At 67.4% G+C, this 16,677-nt stretch carries 23 protein-coding genes and 1 tRNA gene; 4 read left to right on the forward strand and 20 right to left on the reverse strand.

All coding sequences use genetic code 11. The features are described from left to right. Window position 1: 1 nt before the first annotated feature. The 15 genes from ACFV9C_RS29780 to ACFV9C_RS29850 all read right to left on the reverse strand — a co-directional run bounded on the left by ACFV9C_RS29780 (window position 2) and on the right by ACFV9C_RS29850 (window position 9,026). Entirely contained in the window at window positions 2–862 is an 861-nt protein-coding gene (locus ACFV9C_RS29780) for a macro domain-containing protein (protein WP_380198846.1), read from the reverse strand. Next, the gene (locus ACFV9C_RS29785) at window positions 859–1,368 is read right to left on the reverse strand and encodes a TIR domain-containing protein (RefSeq protein WP_380198848.1); all 510 of its coding nucleotides are present in this window, start codon (window positions 1,366–1,368) and stop codon (window positions 859–861) included. The genes ACFV9C_RS29780 and ACFV9C_RS29785 overlap by 4 nt, the downstream gene beginning before the upstream one ends. A gap of 235 nt (window positions 1,369–1,603) precedes the next feature. Continuing rightward, the gene (locus ACFV9C_RS29790) at window positions 1,604–2,053 is read right to left on the reverse strand and encodes an Imm1 family immunity protein (protein ID WP_380198849.1); all 450 of its coding nucleotides are present in this window, start codon (window positions 2,051–2,053) and stop codon (window positions 1,604–1,606) included. Next, a complete protein-coding gene (locus tag ACFV9C_RS29795) occupies window positions 2,050–2,826 on the reverse strand; it encodes a DddA-like double-stranded DNA deaminase toxin (RefSeq protein ID WP_380198850.1) in 777 nt (258 codons plus the stop codon). Before ACFV9C_RS29795 ends, ACFV9C_RS29790 begins: the two co-directional genes overlap by 4 nt. An 18-nt stretch (window positions 2,827–2,844) precedes the next feature. Beyond that, the gene (locus ACFV9C_RS29800) at window positions 2,845–3,105 is read right to left on the reverse strand and encodes a hypothetical protein (protein ID WP_380198851.1); all 261 of its coding nucleotides are present in this window, start codon (window positions 3,103–3,105) and stop codon (window positions 2,845–2,847) included. 156 nt (window positions 3,106–3,261) lie between these two features. Continuing rightward, on the reverse strand, window positions 3,262–3,714 hold the full coding sequence (locus tag ACFV9C_RS29805) for a hypothetical protein (protein WP_380198852.1): 453 nt from the start codon (window positions 3,712–3,714) through the stop codon (window positions 3,262–3,264). A 55-nt stretch (window positions 3,715–3,769) separates the two neighbouring features. Then, window positions 3,770–4,618 carry a helix-turn-helix domain-containing protein gene (locus ACFV9C_RS29810; protein WP_380198853.1) on the reverse strand — a complete coding sequence of 283 codons (849 nt, stop codon included), beginning with the start codon at window positions 4,616–4,618 and terminating at the stop codon, window positions 3,770–3,772. Continuing rightward, window positions 4,599–5,117: a DUF6879 family protein gene (locus tag ACFV9C_RS29815; protein ID WP_380198854.1), complete on the reverse strand. Its 519-nt coding sequence runs from the start codon at window positions 5,115–5,117 to the stop codon at window positions 4,599–4,601. Before ACFV9C_RS29815 ends, ACFV9C_RS29810 begins: the two co-directional genes overlap by 20 nt. Further along, the gene (locus ACFV9C_RS29820) at window positions 5,098–5,319 is read right to left on the reverse strand and encodes a hypothetical protein (RefSeq protein WP_380198855.1); all 222 of its coding nucleotides are present in this window, start codon (window positions 5,317–5,319) and stop codon (window positions 5,098–5,100) included. The genes ACFV9C_RS29815 and ACFV9C_RS29820 overlap by 20 nt, the downstream gene beginning before the upstream one ends. Before the next feature lie 887 nt (window positions 5,320–6,206). Beyond that, window positions 6,207–6,279, reverse strand: a tRNA-Ala gene (locus tag ACFV9C_RS29825). Between the two features lie 727 nt (window positions 6,280–7,006). Further along, window positions 7,007–7,651, reverse strand: coding sequence for a histidine phosphatase family protein (locus tag ACFV9C_RS29830; RefSeq protein WP_380198856.1), 645 nt, complete (start codon window positions 7,649–7,651; stop codon window positions 7,007–7,009). Next, window positions 7,648–8,061, reverse strand: a complete 414-nt coding sequence (gene rsfS, locus ACFV9C_RS29835; protein ID WP_380198857.1) for a ribosome silencing factor — start codon at window positions 8,059–8,061, stop codon at window positions 7,648–7,650. Before rsfS ends, ACFV9C_RS29830 begins: the two co-directional genes overlap by 4 nt. 7 nt (window positions 8,062–8,068) lie before the next feature. Further along, window positions 8,069–8,677, reverse strand: coding sequence for a nicotinate-nucleotide adenylyltransferase (nadD, locus tag ACFV9C_RS29840; protein WP_380198858.1), 609 nt, complete (start codon window positions 8,675–8,677; stop codon window positions 8,069–8,071). A 31-nt stretch (window positions 8,678–8,708) separates the two neighbouring features. Next, window positions 8,709–8,867: a hypothetical protein gene (locus ACFV9C_RS29845; protein ID WP_380198859.1), complete on the reverse strand. Its 159-nt coding sequence runs from the start codon at window positions 8,865–8,867 to the stop codon at window positions 8,709–8,711. A 30-nt stretch (window positions 8,868–8,897) separates the two neighbouring features. After that, on the reverse strand, window positions 8,898–9,026 hold the full coding sequence (locus tag ACFV9C_RS29850; RefSeq protein ID WP_380198860.1) for a hypothetical protein: 129 nt from the start codon (window positions 9,024–9,026) through the stop codon (window positions 8,898–8,900). A 144-nt stretch (window positions 9,027–9,170) separates the two neighbouring features. Here ACFV9C_RS29850 and ACFV9C_RS29855 point away from each other — a divergent pair, with 144 nt between their 5' ends. Then, window positions 9,171–9,620 (forward strand): Lrp/AsnC family transcriptional regulator, encoded by a 450-nt coding sequence (locus ACFV9C_RS29855; RefSeq protein WP_380198862.1) that lies wholly within the window; start codon window positions 9,171–9,173, stop codon window positions 9,618–9,620. Here the strand turns inward: ACFV9C_RS29855 and ACFV9C_RS29860 are convergent. Continuing rightward, window positions 9,553–10,752: an MFS transporter gene (locus ACFV9C_RS29860; RefSeq protein WP_380198863.1), complete on the reverse strand. Its 1,200-nt coding sequence runs from the start codon at window positions 10,750–10,752 to the stop codon at window positions 9,553–9,555. The genes ACFV9C_RS29855 and ACFV9C_RS29860 overlap by 68 nt on opposite strands. A gap of 89 nt (window positions 10,753–10,841) precedes the next feature. On the opposite strand from ACFV9C_RS29860, the gene ACFV9C_RS29865 reads away from it, so the two are divergent. Then, on the forward strand, window positions 10,842–11,705 hold the full coding sequence (locus tag ACFV9C_RS29865; RefSeq protein ID WP_380198864.1) for a winged helix-turn-helix transcriptional regulator: 864 nt from the start codon (window positions 10,842–10,844) through the stop codon (window positions 11,703–11,705). Here the strand turns inward: ACFV9C_RS29865 and ACFV9C_RS29870 are convergent. Continuing rightward, on the reverse strand, window positions 11,692–12,576 hold the full coding sequence (locus ACFV9C_RS29870) for an alpha/beta fold hydrolase (RefSeq protein WP_380198865.1): 885 nt from the start codon (window positions 12,574–12,576) through the stop codon (window positions 11,692–11,694). The two genes, ACFV9C_RS29865 and ACFV9C_RS29870, sit on opposite strands and share 14 nt — an antisense overlap. 65 nt (window positions 12,577–12,641) lie before the next feature. Between ACFV9C_RS29870 and ACFV9C_RS29875 the strand changes: the two genes are divergently transcribed. Beyond that, a complete protein-coding gene (locus ACFV9C_RS29875; RefSeq protein WP_380198866.1) occupies window positions 12,642–13,220 on the forward strand; it encodes a PadR family transcriptional regulator in 579 nt (192 codons plus the stop codon). Continuing rightward, entirely contained in the window at window positions 13,217–13,864 is a 648-nt protein-coding gene (locus ACFV9C_RS29880) for a 4'-phosphopantetheinyl transferase family protein (RefSeq protein ID WP_380198868.1), read from the forward strand. Before ACFV9C_RS29875 ends, ACFV9C_RS29880 begins: the two co-directional genes overlap by 4 nt. On the opposite strand, the gene ACFV9C_RS29885 is transcribed toward ACFV9C_RS29880, so the two are convergent. Genes ACFV9C_RS29885 through proB form a run of 3 tightly spaced genes read right to left on the reverse strand, consistent with a single transcriptional unit; the run spans window position 13,836 to window position 16,674 of the window. Next, the gene (locus ACFV9C_RS29885; RefSeq protein WP_380198869.1) at window positions 13,836–15,080 is read right to left on the reverse strand and encodes a glutamate-5-semialdehyde dehydrogenase; all 1,245 of its coding nucleotides are present in this window, start codon (window positions 15,078–15,080) and stop codon (window positions 13,836–13,838) included. The two genes, ACFV9C_RS29880 and ACFV9C_RS29885, sit on opposite strands and share 29 nt — an antisense overlap. Then, complete coding sequence (locus ACFV9C_RS29890; RefSeq protein WP_380198870.1) at window positions 15,077–15,565, reverse strand: HXXEE domain-containing protein; 489 nt, start codon at window positions 15,563–15,565, stop codon at window positions 15,077–15,079. The genes ACFV9C_RS29885 and ACFV9C_RS29890 overlap by 4 nt, the downstream gene beginning before the upstream one ends. Beyond that, on the reverse strand, window positions 15,562–16,674 hold the full coding sequence (gene proB / locus ACFV9C_RS29895) for a glutamate 5-kinase (protein WP_380198871.1): 1,113 nt from the start codon (window positions 16,672–16,674) through the stop codon (window positions 15,562–15,564). The genes ACFV9C_RS29890 and proB overlap by 4 nt, the downstream gene beginning before the upstream one ends. Window positions 16,675–16,677: the final 3 nt, after the last annotated feature.

Raw genomic sequence — 16,677 nt, forward strand, 5'->3', positions numbered from 1 at the left:
GTCAAGAAGCCCTCAGCGACATCAAGAAGGCCTGAATCTCCATACGGTCGAGCCGGTCGTACTGCGCCGGCTGGACCACAATCTTGAGCTCATCGCATACCCGCTCTCGGCGGCAGGCGAACATAAACGACAAGATGATGAACCGGATCGAGTCCTGAGCAGGCAGAATCTGCGACAGCCTTGACAGCCCTAGGCCGACTACCGGGACCGCCACCGTCCCGCCGTTGGCGTGGTCGGTCACTGCCCGCCAGAGTTGATCGAGGCCGCGCCAGATGTTCTCGATTGAGCTCCGGGCAACGTTCTTCTGGTCCATCTCGGAGTACGCGACGCAGAAGAAGCATCGGGTGGTTTGCTGCAGCACCGCCACTGTGCCCACCTCGTAGACCTTCGTCTTGCCGGGTTTCGCGATCGCGTCGACCGGAACTCTGGTACTGAGCGCCTGATCCAGATCAGTGTCCAGACGCTTCAGGTCCCCGCCGTAGAGTCTCTCGATGAACTGGCCCTGGAGGCTCTTCCGCTCGATGATGTGCGGGGTCTCGGTATCGAAAGTCGTCGGCATGCCGATCACGAGATGATCCGTCGCCTGATCGAGGATGTCGCCCCTAACAAGACTGATCTTCACACTTGGCGCCTCGTACTGCTGCTCAATCGGTCGAGGCCATGAGCGTATGAAAGCGTAGGCCAGTGCGGTCAGGATCGTCGCGAGAGTGAGCCATGTTCCAACGCCTTTAGCCAGGCCAGGGAAGAACACGTCGTAGAGTCCAGCAAGAACCGCGATCAGACCGACTGCTGACAGCGCATGACCGACGATGTGTCTCCAGAAGCGACGACGCTTCAGATCATGAAGCAGCGCCTGGCTCATAGACCGAGCCGCTTATACACGCTCGCAGGGTATTGATGCGGACCAGCCTTCGAGCTGCTCGCGAACTCGTCTGCGTAGTCATTGAGCGCATGCTTGATGATGGCCGGCTGGAACGACACCGACACCGTGTAGTAGTCGGCATCCAGCAGTGGGGCTGGAATGAAGTTCCGATCCACCCTCCGATCGCTGTCAAGGTTAGCGACAACGACGGGCAGGTTGAGGCGGACCATTGTCTCAACCTCGTAGGCCAGGAACGATCGGCCGTCTCCACCCTTCTTCTTGGCGATGGTGCTGCCGAGCAAGACGAACTGTTTGGCGTTGTTCATCCGCTCACGGAGGCGAGCCTTGATGGATTCTGGCTTGCTGGTGTCGCGCGCCTTGTAGAGGTCATGCGCATCGTAGAAGTTGAAATCGATATTCTCGTTCTCGCGCCAGGCTTCCATAAGCCGATAGGAGCCGATGTCCTCGCTGGCAAAGGCAATGTACGTCTTGTTGCGGTAACTCACGAAACTTCCCCCACCTAAATAGTGTAAATACTTTACCATTCAGGTTCTGCGAATGGTAAAGCTCCTGCCCCCTTTGTTGCCGCAAATACTATGCCTGCGTCACGCTCCGTTGCCAAGCCCTGGGTCGCAGATCGAGTACATCTCGTGACCTTCCGGCCTGGTCCGGTACGTGGGGCGGCGAAGTGGCGCGCTCGATCCGGGATCAGATACCACCTCGCGGGGCACGCCAGTGCGCCTAGCTCGATCTCGAAGTCAGAACCTTCCACTGCGCCGAAGGCGGCCGCGTGCCCGAAGCTAGAAACTCCTGGATGACCTGACGTACCACATCGAGCGGGACTTCTGCGTCGGCCGGAAAGTCTTGTGGGCTACCCATGTACTCGTAGTAGACCTCGTCGTGCCGGATCGGTTGCCCGCCGATGTACCAGGCGCCTCGCTGCTCGTCCACAACGCCCGCGTAGCGGACGCTGCCGAGTTTGCGCTCGGGGCCGACGCCGACGCGGAGCTCGTGGTCGGGGCGGCCCTTGCCGGTTTTGTGCCGTTCGCGGATGTAAAGGGCGGCAACGGTGTTGTCGAACGACTCGGCCAGTAGGGCGTCCACGAGCTCGTCCACTTGTTCCGGCGTAGAGATGATGACCGGGTCCTGGCCGTGCCCGTGCTTGTAGTAGGCCGCAATGGTATAGGTCATGCCGGTGGCTCCTCGCTGGGTGGTTCGGCGTAGGTCTTCTTAAAGTTGTTGGGGCCCCAGACGGTGAGCTTGGCCCCGTCTGGAAGGAACTTTTCCAGATTCTCGTCACAGCTGTACGGACCCTCGCAGGGCCGGTTGTTAATGATGATGGTTTCGTTGCTGAGGCCGTTGCGGCGCATGAACATGGCGAACTTGACCTCCACGTGCGAGCCGAGCGTGACATCACCAGGAGCGATATCGAGGTCCTCCTCCACGATGAGGCGCTCGGCATCGCCGGTGTACTCGTCGACGCCAGAGTTGAGGTCATGTTCGGTGCCATCCGGGTCGACCCAGACGCCACGGGTCTTGTCCTTGCGGGCCCGGACCGGCAGGCGCTGAAAGATCTCTCGGACGGCCGGGTCCCAGTCATCGTCTCGACCTCCGCCCGCCCGCCGGCTGTCCGTGGCCGGGTGGCTCCCGCCTCCGCCAGCCGGCGGTAGGGCGTCAGCGGGGCAGGGCTCGGCGATGCGCTCACCGCTAACCATCTGCTCGACCCAGCTGCGGGCCTTGGGTGGTGCCAGGGACAGGTAGTGAGCGGCTTCCTCGCAACGGCGAGCAGCCTCGTCGAGCTGGGCGGCCGCCATCCGGGCTTGCGAGTTGTTGGTCAGACCGCCGACCCAAGCCGCAGCCTCGCGATACTTGCGCGCGGAGTCATGCAGGTAGGTCACGACAAGCGGGATCTCATCTAGCGCCGACAGGAGTCCCTGCGCCACCCGTTGCAGTTCGGAGGGCATAGGCGGTGGGCGCGCCGGCTAAATCTGGTTGGCGTAGCTACGGCACCCGGCTTCGGCAATCTGCAACGCCTGGACGGCCTGTTCGACTGACTTACCCGCCGCGTCGAGCATGGTCGCGATGTCCTGGTCGGCGCGAGTGGCAGAGCCCGAGATGAGGGCTTGGACGTGTTGGCTGGCTTGCTCGAAGCGTTGCTTGAACCCGGCCAGGCTGCCCGCACCTTGCCGGGACTGGTCGGCCAGGCCGTGGAGCTGCATCTTCAGTTGCTCGATCTGCGACATATGACGGCCTCACTCGGAGAGGGCGGGAGCGTGGAACGGCTGGCGCAGTGCAGGACTCGCCTCACTACACCGCGCCAGCCGGTTTGAGATCCCTGGCCGAGTCCTCCACAGGGGAACAGACGACTCGGCCAAGGACGTATGTGGTCGCAAAGCGGGTCAAGACACCGCCTCGCGAGCGGGACAGGCCACACGGTGGTCCAAGGTGACGACCCGAGCCTCGGTCGCGGCTTCGAAGTGTTCCCGGATCCGACCCGGCGCCCCCAGGACCATGAGGTGCAGCAGGCTCGGCAGGAGCACCACCGGGACGTGGTCGCGCATGACAGCTTGGAAGAACCGTTCAAACGCCAGCAGCGGCCGCTGCGGATCCCCTTCTACAAAGACCGCCGCCAGCTCCAAGCCGGAGGTTTTGGCGAACGCGGACAGCCGCTCCTTGGTGCGGTTGACCTCGGAAGTGGATACCAGCAGCTCGGCACGAATGTAGGCGTAGGCCCGCGAACGTTCGGCTGGCTGGCGGCGGTTCTCGGGACCGCACCTGCAGCGGAGCGAGTAGCAGGTTTCAGATGCGTGCGGGCGTTGCCCGTCCCTCGTATGCATGACCGTTGCCGTCATGTCAATGACGCTACAAAGGTGCTATGGGCAACGACCAGACAGTTGCGAACAGTTGCTATGCCAATTCACCCTGGATGCGGATGATTAGCGCTCGGGCGTCGCGACCGTAGAGGGCCGGCTGGCGCAGCTGATCGAACATCCGCTCGTACAGCCCGATCTCTTGCGGCTGGCTGACGTCGATGCTGGCGGTGGGGGTTTCCAGCGAGACTAGGGTGTCGTCGAAGATCCAGAAGCCCGTCGAGCCAACGGTCCGGCGCTGCACCATGAGCGGAACGACGCCAAAGGAGATGTTGGGCAGGGTCATAACCGACAGCAGGCGGTCGAGCTGGCCAGCCATCGTGTCCGGCGTGCCGAACTGGGTGCGGATCGCGGCCTCTTCCAGCACTACCGAGAAGGTCTTCGCGGCCCGGTACAGGATGGCTTGGCGCTCCATCCGGGCGGCCACCGCGGCCTCGATATCGTTGCGCGTCTCCAGGAAGTCGACCCAGAAGCTGAGCAGCTCGGTGGCGTACTCGGCGGTCTGGAACAGGCCGGGGACGACGTTGTCCTCGTAGATGCGGAAGCGTTCGGTGCGTTCGAATACGTCACCGCCAGCCTGGAGGAGCTGCTTCATGCCGGCGCGAGTCCGGCGTTTGAACTCCATATACATCGACTCAACCGCGCGCACTTGGGCAATGAGATCGGGGACCTGGTCCTCAGCCGCGCAGGCAGTGCACCAGGTACGGAGGTCTGAGTCGGTCGGTCCTTGGACACCGTTCTCAATTTTGCTGACACGCGTAAAGTGCCAGCCTGTCGCGGCCGCGAGTTCGCGACCGGACAGACCGGCATCTTTGCGTAGTTCCCGCAGCCGCAGGCCGAGTGCTTGCTGAGCCTTCCGGGCGGCGTCAGACGGGCTGGTACTCACGGTGCGGAACAGCGAGTGCCCAGACCCGCTCGAAGGCGGACGAGCACATCTCGACAACCGCCGGGTCGGTTGTAGTGGTGAAAGCAGTGTTCAGGCCAGAGCCGGCGTAGTGCAAGAACACGACCTGTAGGTTGTCGATGAGGTAGAAGTCGTTGCCCGGCAGGCAGATGGTTGACGTCAGCCGGCGCGGCACCCAGCGGATGTCTTCGCCCGCCTCGACCATGGGGTGAGCGATGCTATAGCTCCAGCGCTGGTAGTCGCTCAAAGGCTCCGAGACGACCCGGGCCCGCCGGACACCGCGACCCGCCTGCGCGTGGTCGCGCAGCTCTTGACACCACTCGTCCAGCCAGGCCAGATCGTCCGGTTCACCCCGCGCCCACTTGGCCATGTACGGCAGTTCGGTGACGGTGCCGTAGGCGTCGCGGGTCTCGAGGTGAACCGCTGAGTGCTTGAACGACGACAGCAGTTCGGACAGATCGTCAGACGTTGTCTCCTGCACGACCCTCCTGGGTGAAGAACGGGATCATCCGGTCCGGGATCTCAACGGCGGATTCACCGTCGGGAAGGTTGAGCGTAGTCAGGGCGTCCGGGTCATTGACGACCCAGCCCTGCACGATCCAACTGCCTCGGTCGGTCTTGTAGAGCGTCGGTGAGTTCTTCGGGTTCGACTCTGGATCTCCAGCGACGAAGGTTAGGCGCATGTCGTACTCCCCTGAAGGTCGTTGCGATTGATTGCCGGTGACTACCCTCCGCTTGCGAGTGGTTGCGGTCAAGAGTGGTTGCGAGATGTTGCGAGACGAGTTTGGGCGTAGGTCAGCCTGCTGTGAGGGCCGTCAGGCGTCCGACCACTTGGCTGCGGTCACCTCACGCTGTTTAGCTGAGCGAGCGCGGAGACGCCTGGGTTGTATCCGGTGCACCGCCCGACGTCACCGGCGAGCAGGCTGGGGTGCGGCGGCTCGGCGTTGGTCGACCGCCCGCAGCAGGTCGGTGACGGCCTCCGACAGTTTGTTTGTCGGCTTCAGCCCTCGGAGCGGCGGCGCGCTTCTGATGGTCAGGTTGAGTGGCGAACTCGCGGAACATGTACATCGGGACGGGATCAGCCGCGACGCTCCCGTCCGGGTAGGCCGCATGCAGGTCATCCCAGATCGTCCTGTGCCCGTCCCGCGGACTGCCGAAGGCATAGCCGACCACCACACCGGCGATCTACGCGGTGACCAACTCGAAATCGTGGCCAGGAAGGTACAGCTCCACCAGGCCCCCGGAACTGGTCTGGGCGCAACCGTCGGCACGGTTCGCGCTCAGGTGCGGCAACCGGCAGGCGGACGCGTCGTAGCCCTAGGCGTAGGCGTCGCTAGCTTCGTGTCGCTGCTCGGCGCCAGCGACGTGCAGATCGAACAGATCGCGCAGTTGGCAAGGCACAAGAGCACACAAGTCGCTAAGACCGTGTGCCAGCACGAGCTGCGACCGGTGCTGACAGAGAGCCGAAGCGATGGACGAGATCCTGCCCGAAACCCGTAGTCACTCAGTTAGCCACTCAGGTCATGAAAGAGGCCGGCTTCCCGAGTGGGAACCGGCCTCTGATCTGCGGTGGAGCTTAGGGGATTCGAACCCCTGACCTCTTCCATGCCATGGAAGCGCGCTACCAACTGCGCCAAAGCCCCGCGGTGTCCTTGCGACTCCGAAAGCTTAGCGGATGAGTGGCCGCAAAGAAAAATCGGTTCCCTCGTGGGGCTGGTGTGGTCCAGGACACCTTGGTTTCGGGGTGTGAGGGGCCTGGCGGTTACCGTACGTCGCCTCTGGAACGCGGGTCTATTGCGCCTTTGCGGAGTGGTCGGGCTGGGTGCTCGGCGACCTGCTGCGCGCGTCGTGCCGGCCGGTGTTGATGGCTGAACGAGCTGCTCTTGGAGGCCTGTATCTGCAACTCGACAGGATGCGCACGCGCGCTCCTACCTCGTGCGCCGCGAGCGCACCGTGAAGCCCACCCAACCGACGCATACGCCTTGTGGAACTGCAGGTCATCGGGCGGTCGGATACCACTCGTCACGAACGGATGGCTTCTGCCGCGCACCGGGCCAGCGGTTGCTGTCGCCGGGGCACACGCGCCACGGACCAGCCCGCGCGCCGCCGCAGGCGGCCAACAAGACAGGCGCCGCGAAGCGGCGTCCACTCACCGGCGCCAGCAGTTGCTTCGCCAGGGAACGCGCGCCACGGACCGGCCCGCGCGCCGCCGGAGGCGGCCAACAGTCAGCCGCCGCGAAGCGGTGTCCCTTGACCGGTGGGAGTGGTTGCTTCGCCGGTGCATGCGCGCCACGGAGCGGCTCGCGCGCCGCCGGAGGCGGCTGATGAGCAGCCGCTGCGAAGCGGCGTCCTTTGTCAGGGTTCCGTAGGTCACTTTTGGGGGTCGTCGCTCATGACTGGTTCGGGGAGGGAGCCGGCGTTCCATTCCTCTATGCGCCAGCCATGGCGGCCGGGGAGGAGGGAGACCCAGTTGCAGTTGGAGAGGCCGCCGAAGGCGGGCCAGCTGGTGTGGGGGATGCCGAGGAAGACGCAGATGCCGACGCGGGCGGCGAGGCCGTGGGTGGCGACGACGATGGTGTCTTCTGGGGTGCCTTCGGTGGAGATGCGGGCGAGGGCGGCGGCGAAGCGGGCGGCGACTTCTTCGACGGTTTCGCCGTTGGTGCCGCGGCGTTGGGGTTCGCCGCTTTCGATGCGGGCGGCGGCTTCGGGGTTGATGGCGGCCAGTTCCGCGGTGGTGAGGCCGGCCCAGTCGTCGACGTCGATCTCGCGGAGAGCTTCGTCGTACTCGACCTTGAGGTCGGTGAGTACGGCGAGTTCACCGGCGGTCGCGGCGGCGCGTTGGAGGTCGCTGGCGAACAGGCGGGTGGGGGCGAGGGCCGCGAGGCGGGCGGCGGCGGCGCGGGCCTGGGCGATGCCTACCTCGTCGAGGGGGATGTCGGCCTGGCCCTGGATCTTGTTCTGCAGGTTCCACTCGGTCCGGCCGTGGCGCCAGACGATCAGCCGTCCGGCGGTCATTCAGAGGCCGCGTCGGAGGTGCCCGGGCCGGCCACGGCGCCGTCCGGTACGGCCGACGGCAGCGTGATGACCGGGCAGTCGCGCCACAGCCGCTCCAGGGAGTAGAACGCGCGCTCCTCGTCGTGCTGGACGTGGATGACGACCTCCAGGTAGTCGAGCAGCACCCAGCGGCCCTCGCGCGCGCCTTCGCGGCGTACCGGCTTGGCGTCGAAGTCGACGCGGAGCTTCTCCTCGATCGCGTCGACGATCGCGCGCACCTGGCGGTCGTTGGAGGCGGACGCGACCAGGAACGCGTCGGTGATCGCGAGCTGCTCGGAGACGTCGAAGGCGAGGACGTTCTCGGCCTTCTTGTCGTGGGCCGCTTCCGCGGCCGCGGTCAGCAGCTCGATGGCGCGTTCACTGGCAGGCATAAAGGTCCTAACGGTTGGTGTAGAGCTCACGCTTGGCGATGTACTGGACGATGCCGTCGGGCACCAGGTACCAGGTCGGGTTGCCCTTGGCGACCCGGGCGCGGCACTCGGTGGACGAGATCGCCAGCGCCGGCACCTCGAGCAGGGTGATCCGGTCCATCGGCAGCTTGTCCAGCGGCAGCTCGAGCCCCTCGGTCCCCGGCCGGGTACAGCCGACGAACTGGGCGAGCTTGAACATCTCGTCCACGTCCCGCCAGGTGAGGATCTGGGCGAGCGCGTCGGCGCCGGTGATGAAGAACAGCTCCGCGTCCGGGTACAGCCTGGCCAGGTCGCGCAGGGTGTCGATCGTGTACGTCGGCCCCGGCCGGTCGATGTCGACGCGGCTGACCGAGAACCGGGGGTTCGACGCGGTCGCGATCACCGTCATCAGGTACCGGTCCTCGGCCGGGGAGACCTTGCGGTCCGACTTCTGCCAGGGCTGGCCGGTCGGGACGAAGATCACCTCGTCGAGGTCGAAGTACGACTGCACCTCGCTGGCCGCGACCAGGTGGCCGTGATGGATCGGGTCGAACGTGCCGCCCATCACGCCGATCCGTTTGATCCGCTCCACAGTCACGTCAGCCCTTCAGGCACAAGCCACAGCGTGGTCAGCTGTGCGGCCGGCCCTTGCCCATGATGACGGTGACGAGCAGCAGCAGGACGAGAACGAACAGCGCGAACCCGCCGAACCACCACTTCGAAATGTGCGAGGCGTCGACAGCGGCCTCTTGTACGACCGCGATCAGCGGCACCAGGTGCGATTGCATGGTGCAGAGCCTATCGCGTGACGGTCTGGGTCAGCTCTTCCGGGCGGTACGGGTCAGCAGCCGGCGCCAGGTGGACGGTACGGCGTGCGCACGACGCGCCTGCGCCGCGGCACGGTGCCGCTCGTCGATACGGGCACGGGCAACATCAGGGGTGATCATGGTTCCTTCACAGGGTTGATACGGCGGAACCGGGGTGGACTGACCCCGGTACCTCAAATTGTACGGTAAGTACTACGCTGTCACAAACGAATTAAAGGCGAGATGCATTCCCTGCCTTAGAATCTGTGGTGAACAGGAGTTGTCATGGACGCGATCGACCGGCAGCTGATCGAGGCGCTGCGGCTGAACGGCCGCTCGAGCTGGGCCGAGCTCGGCCGTGAAGTCGGTCTGTCGGGCCCGAGCGTCCAGGAGCGGGTACGGCGGCTCGAGGAGCGCGGCGTACTGCTCGGCTACCGGGCCGTCGTCGCCCCCAGCCAGGTCGGTCTGGGGACGAGCGCGCTGATCGGCCTGTTCCAGCGTGACGACGTGGAGACCGACGACATCGTCGAGCAGGTCCGGGAGATCCCCGCGGTCGAGGACTGCTGGTTCGTCGCCGGCGACCAGGAGCTGGTGGTCAAGGTCCGGGTCGCCGACGTCACCCAGCTGGAGGCGGTCGTCGGCTCGCTGCGCCGCGTGAACGGCGTGGTCAGGACACGGACGACGGTCGTGCTGTCGACGCGCTGGGAAGGACGTCCGGCGCCGTTGCCCGAGTGACCAGCAGTACGCCGGCAGCCGCCAGCGCGAGGGCTGCCGCGACCGGATAGAGCAGTCGGGGCGCGTGCTGGTACGCCGTACCGCCGAGCGCCGGTGCAAGGAACATCCCGCTGATCGACGCCGCCGCGTACAGGCTGGAGTACCGCCCGACCATCCCCTCCGGCGCCGCGTCCGCGACGTGCGCGGTGGCGGTCGGCTTGTAGAGCATCTCCCCCGCGGTCACCACCACGATCGCGAACGCCGCGCCGGCCAGCGCCGGCCAGACGCCGATGATCGCCTGCCCGATGCCGATGCACGCGAAGCCGGCCGCGATCACCCGGGTGGCGCGATGACCCCGCAGCCGTACGGCGAGCGGCGCCTCGAACAGCACGATCACGACCGAGCTGGCGCCGAGCAGTACGCCGTACGCGACGGCCGGTGTGCCCGCGTCGCGCAGCAGCAGCGGCAGCGTGGCGAAGATCTGCCGGTACACGGTGTCGACGACCACGATCGTCGCGAGCACCACCAGGACCGCGCGGTCCTTGAGTACGGCGGTCCACAATCCGGTTGTCGACAATCCTCGTGCCCGGCGGGCGTTCGGGACCCAGCGCCAGATGATCGCAGCCATCACCAAGCTGGTGATCGCGTCGACGAAGAACACCAGCGAGAAGTCGTACGTCGCGAGCAGACCACCGAGCGGTGGGCCGATCGTGAAGCCCGCGTTGGTCGCGGTCCGGGACAAGGCGATCCCTTCGCGGCGGCGTTCCGCGGGCAGCGAGATCGCGACCAGGGCACTGAGGTTCGGGCGGCCCGCGCCACCGAAGAGACCCGACAGCGCGGCGACGACCGCGATCGACGGGCCGGGCGTGAACGGCATCGCGACACAGCTCACCGCCCACAGCAGTTGGCTCGCGAGTGCCGTCGTACGGAGGCCGAAGCGGTCACCGAACCAGCCGCCGCCGAGGTTCCCGCCGACCAGCCCGACGCCGTACGCCGCCGCCGCGAAGCCGGCCTGCTGCGCCGACATGCCGCGGTCCTCGACCAGGTACAGCGTCAGGTAGACCCAGGCCAGCGCACCGGCGCCGTTGACCAGCTGGCCGGCCATCACCGCCTTCATCCAGGTGGGCAGCTCCGCGATCCGGCGCCAGTACACGTCCGCCCCCTTGCGGTAGAGTGAGTTCCTGTTGGGAACTTACTCGACGCGGACGACCGGCAGCAACTGGAATCGAAGGAGTACGGACCGTGCGGCGGAGCACCTTCTCGCCCGAGCCGGACTGTGCGATCGCGCAGTCCCTGGGCGTCATCGGCGACGGCTGGGAACTGCTGATCGTCCGCGACCTGGCCCGCGGGCTGACCCGGTTCGACGAGTTGGCCGGATCGCTGCACATCTCCCGCAAGGTGCTGACCGAGCGGCTGAACGGCCTTGTCGACAGTCGGATTGTTGACAAAGTGGCGTACCAGGACCGGCCGACCCGGTACGCGTACCAGCTGACGCCGCGCGGACGCGCCCTCCTCCCGGTGCTCGTCGCACTGCAGGACTGGGGCGACCGCTGGCTGCTCGGCGACGGCTCACTCACCGGGACGAACGACGCCGACGAGCCGCCGTCGCAACGCATCCACGAGCTGGTCGGTCAGCACGTTCCGCGGATCGCCCTGCCGTCGACCGCCGGCAGGACTGTCGACATTCTGGATGTCGACAGTCGTACGACGGTGCTGTTCGGCTACCCGGCGACCGGCCGGCCGACGCCGTTGCCGGACGGCTGGGAGGACATCGCCGGGACGACCGGCTGCACGCTCGAGAACCGGCTGTTCGCCGGCAGGTACGGCGAGTTCACGGATCAGGGGATCGCCGTCCGCGGGGTGAGTACGCAGCGGCCCGACGAGCAGCAGGCGTTCGCGGAGGCGGAGGACATCCCGCACCTGCTGCTGTCGGATCTCGAGCTGGAACTGGCCGCGGCGCTGCGGTTGCCGACCTTCCGGGCCGGCGGGTACGAGCGGTTGAAGCGGGTCGTGCTGATCGTCGGCGCGGACCGCGTCGTACAGGCGGTGCGGTACCCGGTGACGGACATCGCAGATGCGGTCGAGTGGGCTTTCAGGACTGCTTGAAGAAGGCCTTCACGTCGGCGGCGATCCGCCGTACGACCTCCGGCTTGCCGGTCGGGTTGACGCCGCCGGGGTCCGAGGCCGCGCCGTGGTCGTAGCCGTCGTACTCGATCCGCCGGACATTCGGGACGACACGCTCCAGGGTGTCGCGTCCGGGCCGCAGACCGCGGAGGCCCTTCGTTCCGCCCAGCAGCAGTACGTCGGCGTCGAGCGTCCGGAACTTGTCGAAGCTGCCGGCGAGCTCCGCGACGATCGTGCCCTCGGCGTGGATCGTCGGCGCGAGATCACGCAGTACGACGGCCCCGTCCGCGGCCTGCCGCTCGTCCTTCGCGAGCATCTTCTCGGTCGCGAAGCGCAGCACGCCGCGCGGCATCACCTTGAGGAACGCCGGCGCCATCTCGAAGCCGAACATGCTCGTCACCATCGCGCCCGCGACGTCTCCGCGCGCGATCTCCTGGTCGAAGCGGCGGAGCCACTCGCGGTGCGGAGCGCCGTCCGCGACGATCGCCGGCTCGTACAGCGCGATCTGCTTGAGGGACGACAACGTCCGCGCGGCCTCCAGGACGACCGCTCCCCCGGCGCTGATCCCGAACGCACGCTCGGCCCCGGCCGCGGTCAGTACGGCGTCCAGGTCTTCGACCTCCGTGCGAACGCCGTGGTCCGGCGTGTGCGGACCGGAGAGCCCGCGGCCGCGGCGATCCGGGAGGTAGACGGTGAACTCGTCGGCCAGCTCCTGTGCGAACAGGGTGTGACTGGTGGCCGATTCCATGCTGCCGTGCATGACGACGACGGCCGGCCCTCGGCCGGTCTTGTAGTAGCCGATCTCGGTGCCGTCGCGGGAGGTCACGGCGCCCTGCGTCAGTTCTGCGCTCATGCACCGATAGTTACATAGCTGCTAGTTGCATTGCAACTAGTTTCTTTGACCCTTAGAGTGAGGGAGTGACCTTTCGACGTTCGACGCTGGCGATGGCGATCCTCGGGCTGCTCGAGAACGGGCCGCTGCACCCGTACGGGATCCAGCGGCTGATCAAGCAGTGGGGCAAGGACCATGTGGTGAACGTCGGCCAGCGGACCAGCCTGTACCGGATGATCGTCCGGCTGGAGGAGGCCGGCCTGATCGCGGCCGGCGCGACCGAGCGGGACGAGCGCTATCCGGAGCGGACGGTCTACCACCTGACCGACGCGGGGCGGGAGGTCTGCCGGGAGTGGTTGTCGGAGATCCTCACGACGCCGCGGAACGAGTTCCCGGAGTTCCCGGCCGGGTTGTCGTTCGTGATGCTGCTGCCGCCGGACGCCGCGGGTGAGTTGCTCGAACGGCGACGGGCGTTGCTGACGCAGCGGATCGCCGAGCTGCGGCGGGAACTGGAGTCGACGGTCGACGGTCAGCCGATCCCCCGGTACGCGCTGCTGGAAACGGAGTACCAGGTCGCGGTCACGGTCACCGAGGCCGAGTGGATCGAGGGCGTACTCGGCGAGCTCACCTCGGGCGAGCTGACCTGGACGCCAGGCCCGGTATGACGGTCGAGGTGTGGTGGGCGAACGTCGACGCCGCCCGGGACGAGTTCCTCGCGGACCTCAACCAGGTCGAACGGGACCGCTTCGCTGCCTACCGGAGGATTGTCGACAATCGACGGTTCCTGCTCGGCGTGACGATCGTACGGCGGGTGCTCGCCGCGCGGTTCTCGTTGCCAGCGGCAAGCATCAGGCTCGACCGGACCTGCCCGGAGTGCGGGAAGCCGCACGGGAAGGTACGGGCGGACGGGGTCGAGCTGTCCGTGACGCACTCCGGCGAACTGGTCGGGGTCGCCTTCGCGGACCGGCCCGTGGGGATCGACGTCGAGAAGATCGACCCGGAGGTCGACGTCGACGGGGTGGCCCGGATCGCGTTCGCGGCGGACGAAGTGCGCGAGTTGGCGCGTCGTACCGGGATCGACAAGGTGCGGCTGTTCACCGAGTACTGGACGCGGAAGGAGGCGGCGCTGAAGGCGACCGGACAAGGCCTGGGCGGGGACATGACAACCCCGGAGGGGATCCAGGTGGTCCAGCTCGACGTCGGAGCGGACCATCGGGCGGCTCTTGCCGTGGTGTCCGGCGAGCCGCCCGTCGTCCGCGTCCGGGACGCGAGCGCGTTGCTCAGCCCCGGATCTGGCCCTCGCCCGTGACGACGTACTTCGTCGACGTCATCTCCGGCAGCCCCATCGGCCCGCGGGCGTGCAGCTTCTGCGTGGAGATCCCGATCTCGGCGCCGAACCCGAACTCGCCGCCGTCGGTGAACCGGGTACTCGCGTTCACCACCACCGCGGCCGAGTCGACCGCCTGCGTGAACCGCCGCGCCGCCGCCTGCGAACGGGTGATGATCGCGTCGGTGTGACCCGAGCTGTACCGGCGGATGTGCTGGACGGCGTCCTCGAGCGAGCCGACCACCGCGGCCGACAGGTCGAGCGAGTTGTACTCCGTCCCGAAGTCCTCCTCGGTCGCCGCCACCACATCCTTGCCAGCGGCAACTACTGCCGGATCGCCGTGCACGGTCACGCCGGCCGCGCTCAGCGCGGGCAGCGCGCGGGCCAGGAACTCGTCGGCCACCGACGCGTGCACCAGCAGCGATTCGGCGGCGTTGCAGACGCTCGGGCGCTGGGTCTTGGAGTTCAGCAGGATCTCCAGGCCCAGGTCCAGGTCCGCGTCCGCGTCGACGTACACGTGGCAGTTGCCGACGCCGGTCTCGATCACCGGCACCGACGATTCGCCCACCACGGTCCGGATCAGCCCGGCGCCGCCGCGCGGGATCAGTACGTCGACCAGCCCGCCCGCCTGCATCAGTTCCTTCACCGCGGCCCGATCGGTCGGCACGCCCTGGACCACGTCGGCGGGCAGACCGGCCGACGCGGCGGCGTCCCGCAGTACGGCGATGATCGCCTCGTTGGAGGCGGCCGCCGAGGACGAACCGCGGAGCAGTACGGCGTTGCCGGACTTCAGGCAGATGCCGGCGGCGTCGGCGGTCACGTTCGGGCGGGCCTCGTAGATGATCCCGACCACGCCGAACGGCACCCGCACCTGACGGAGCTCGAGGCCGTTCGGCAGCGTGTACCCGCGGACGACCTCGCCGACCGGGTCCGCCAGCCCGGCGAGCTGCTCCAGCCCGGCGGCCATCCCGTCCACCCGCGACGGGTTCAGGGCGAGCCGGTCCACGGTCGACTCCGGCGTACCGGCGTCGCGTGCCGCCGCCACGTCCTTCACGTTCGCCGCGACGATCGCGTCGGTGTTCGCCCGCAGCGCGGCCGCCATCGCCCGCAGCGCCGCGTCCTTGGTACCTCGGGACGCCTCCGCCAGCGCGTACGACGCCACCCGCGCCCGCCGCGCCAACTCGATGATCTCGCTCACTTCACCATCCTAAGTCGTTTGAGTCGGGGCAGTCGGGCGACCGCATGGGCGATCGGGACGACCGCTGCCAGGGCGAGGTTCAGTCGTCGGTCGCTCGTGGCGATCGGGACGTCGGCAGCCTTCAGTCGGCGCAAGGCCCAGACGCTGAACGGGATCACCACCAGTGGGGTCGTGACGAGGCCGGGCGTGTAGCGGCGGAGGGCGACAGACTGGGCGAGGTGCGTGCCGGCGTGCAGTCCGAAGCCCATCAGCGAGGCCTGGAAGAACTTGCTGCGACCACCTGTTGCCGCGCCCGCGGCCGAGGCGGCGGCCATCGCGACACCGGTCAGGCCGATCGCGGTCGCTGCCTCGGTGCGCGACATGGGCAGCACCTTCGCCAGCGGTTGCGGCAGATCCGGTGACTGCGAGAACGACGGCATGGTGGCGAGCTCTTCCAGGTCGTGGATCATCCACGCCGCGAGCAGACCCCACGCGACCTTCTTCACAGCAGGACCAGGTCGTCGCGGTGGACGACTTCGCGTTCGTACGCCGCTCCGAGCTCGCGGGCCAGGTCGCGGGTCGAGCGGCCGAGGAGTTCGGGGAGTTCGGCGGCGTCGTAGTTCACGAGGCCGCGGGCGATCGTGACGCCCGACGGTGAGACCAGGTCGACCGGGTCGCCCGCGGAGAAAGTCCCTTCCACAGCGGAGATTCCGGCCGGGAGGAGCGACGCCCGGCGTTGCGTCAACGCCCGTACGGCGCCCTCGTCCAACCGCAGGATGCCGTGCCCGGACGTCGCGTGCGCCAACCACAACAGGCGAGTCTTCCGCCGCCGGCCGGTGGGGTGGAACAGCGTGCCGACCGGTTCGCCGCGGAGCGCCTCGCCGACCCGGGCGGCCGACGTCAGGATCACCGGAATCCCTGCCTCGGTGGCGATTCCGGCCGCCTCCACCTTCGTCTGCATGCCGCCGGTACCGACGCCGGACGCCCCGGTCTTCCCGATCGCGAGCGGTTCGAGATCGGTGGCGCCGCGGATCTCGGTCACCATCGACGTACCGGGTTTGCGCGGATCCCCGTCGTACAGGCCGTCGACGTCGGACAGCAGCAGCAACAGGTCGGCGTGCACGAGATGGCTGGTCAGCGCGGCCAGCCGGTCGTTGTCGCCGAAGCGGATCTCGGTGGTCGCGACCGTGTCGTTCTCGTTCACGATCGGTACGACGCCCAGCTCGAGCAGTCGCGCGAACGTCCGGAACGCGTTGCGGTAGTGCGATCGGCGCGTCACGTCGTCGACCGTCAGCAGCACCTGCCCGACGCGCAGACCGTGCGCGGCGAACGCGTCGCTGTACCTCGCCATCAGCAGGCCCTGCCCGACCGACGCGGCGGCCTGCTGCGTCGCCAGGTCCCGCGGTCGCGACCGCAGCCCCATCGGCCCCAGCCCGGCGGCGATCGCGCCGGACGACACCAGGACGACCTCGGTGCCCTCGACCCGCCGCGCCGCGATCGCGTCGACGAGCAGCCGGAGTCGTTCCAGGTCGATCTTGCCGCGCTGGGTCAGCGACGACGAGCCGACCTTGACGACGATTCGCGTGGCGTTCGACGCCTCCGCGCGATGCTTCATGAA

Origin of the sequence: Kribbella sp. NPDC059898 (assembly GCF_042730855.1) — a bacterium.
Classification (GTDB): Bacteria; Actinomycetota; Actinomycetes; order Propionibacteriales; family Kribbellaceae; genus Kribbella.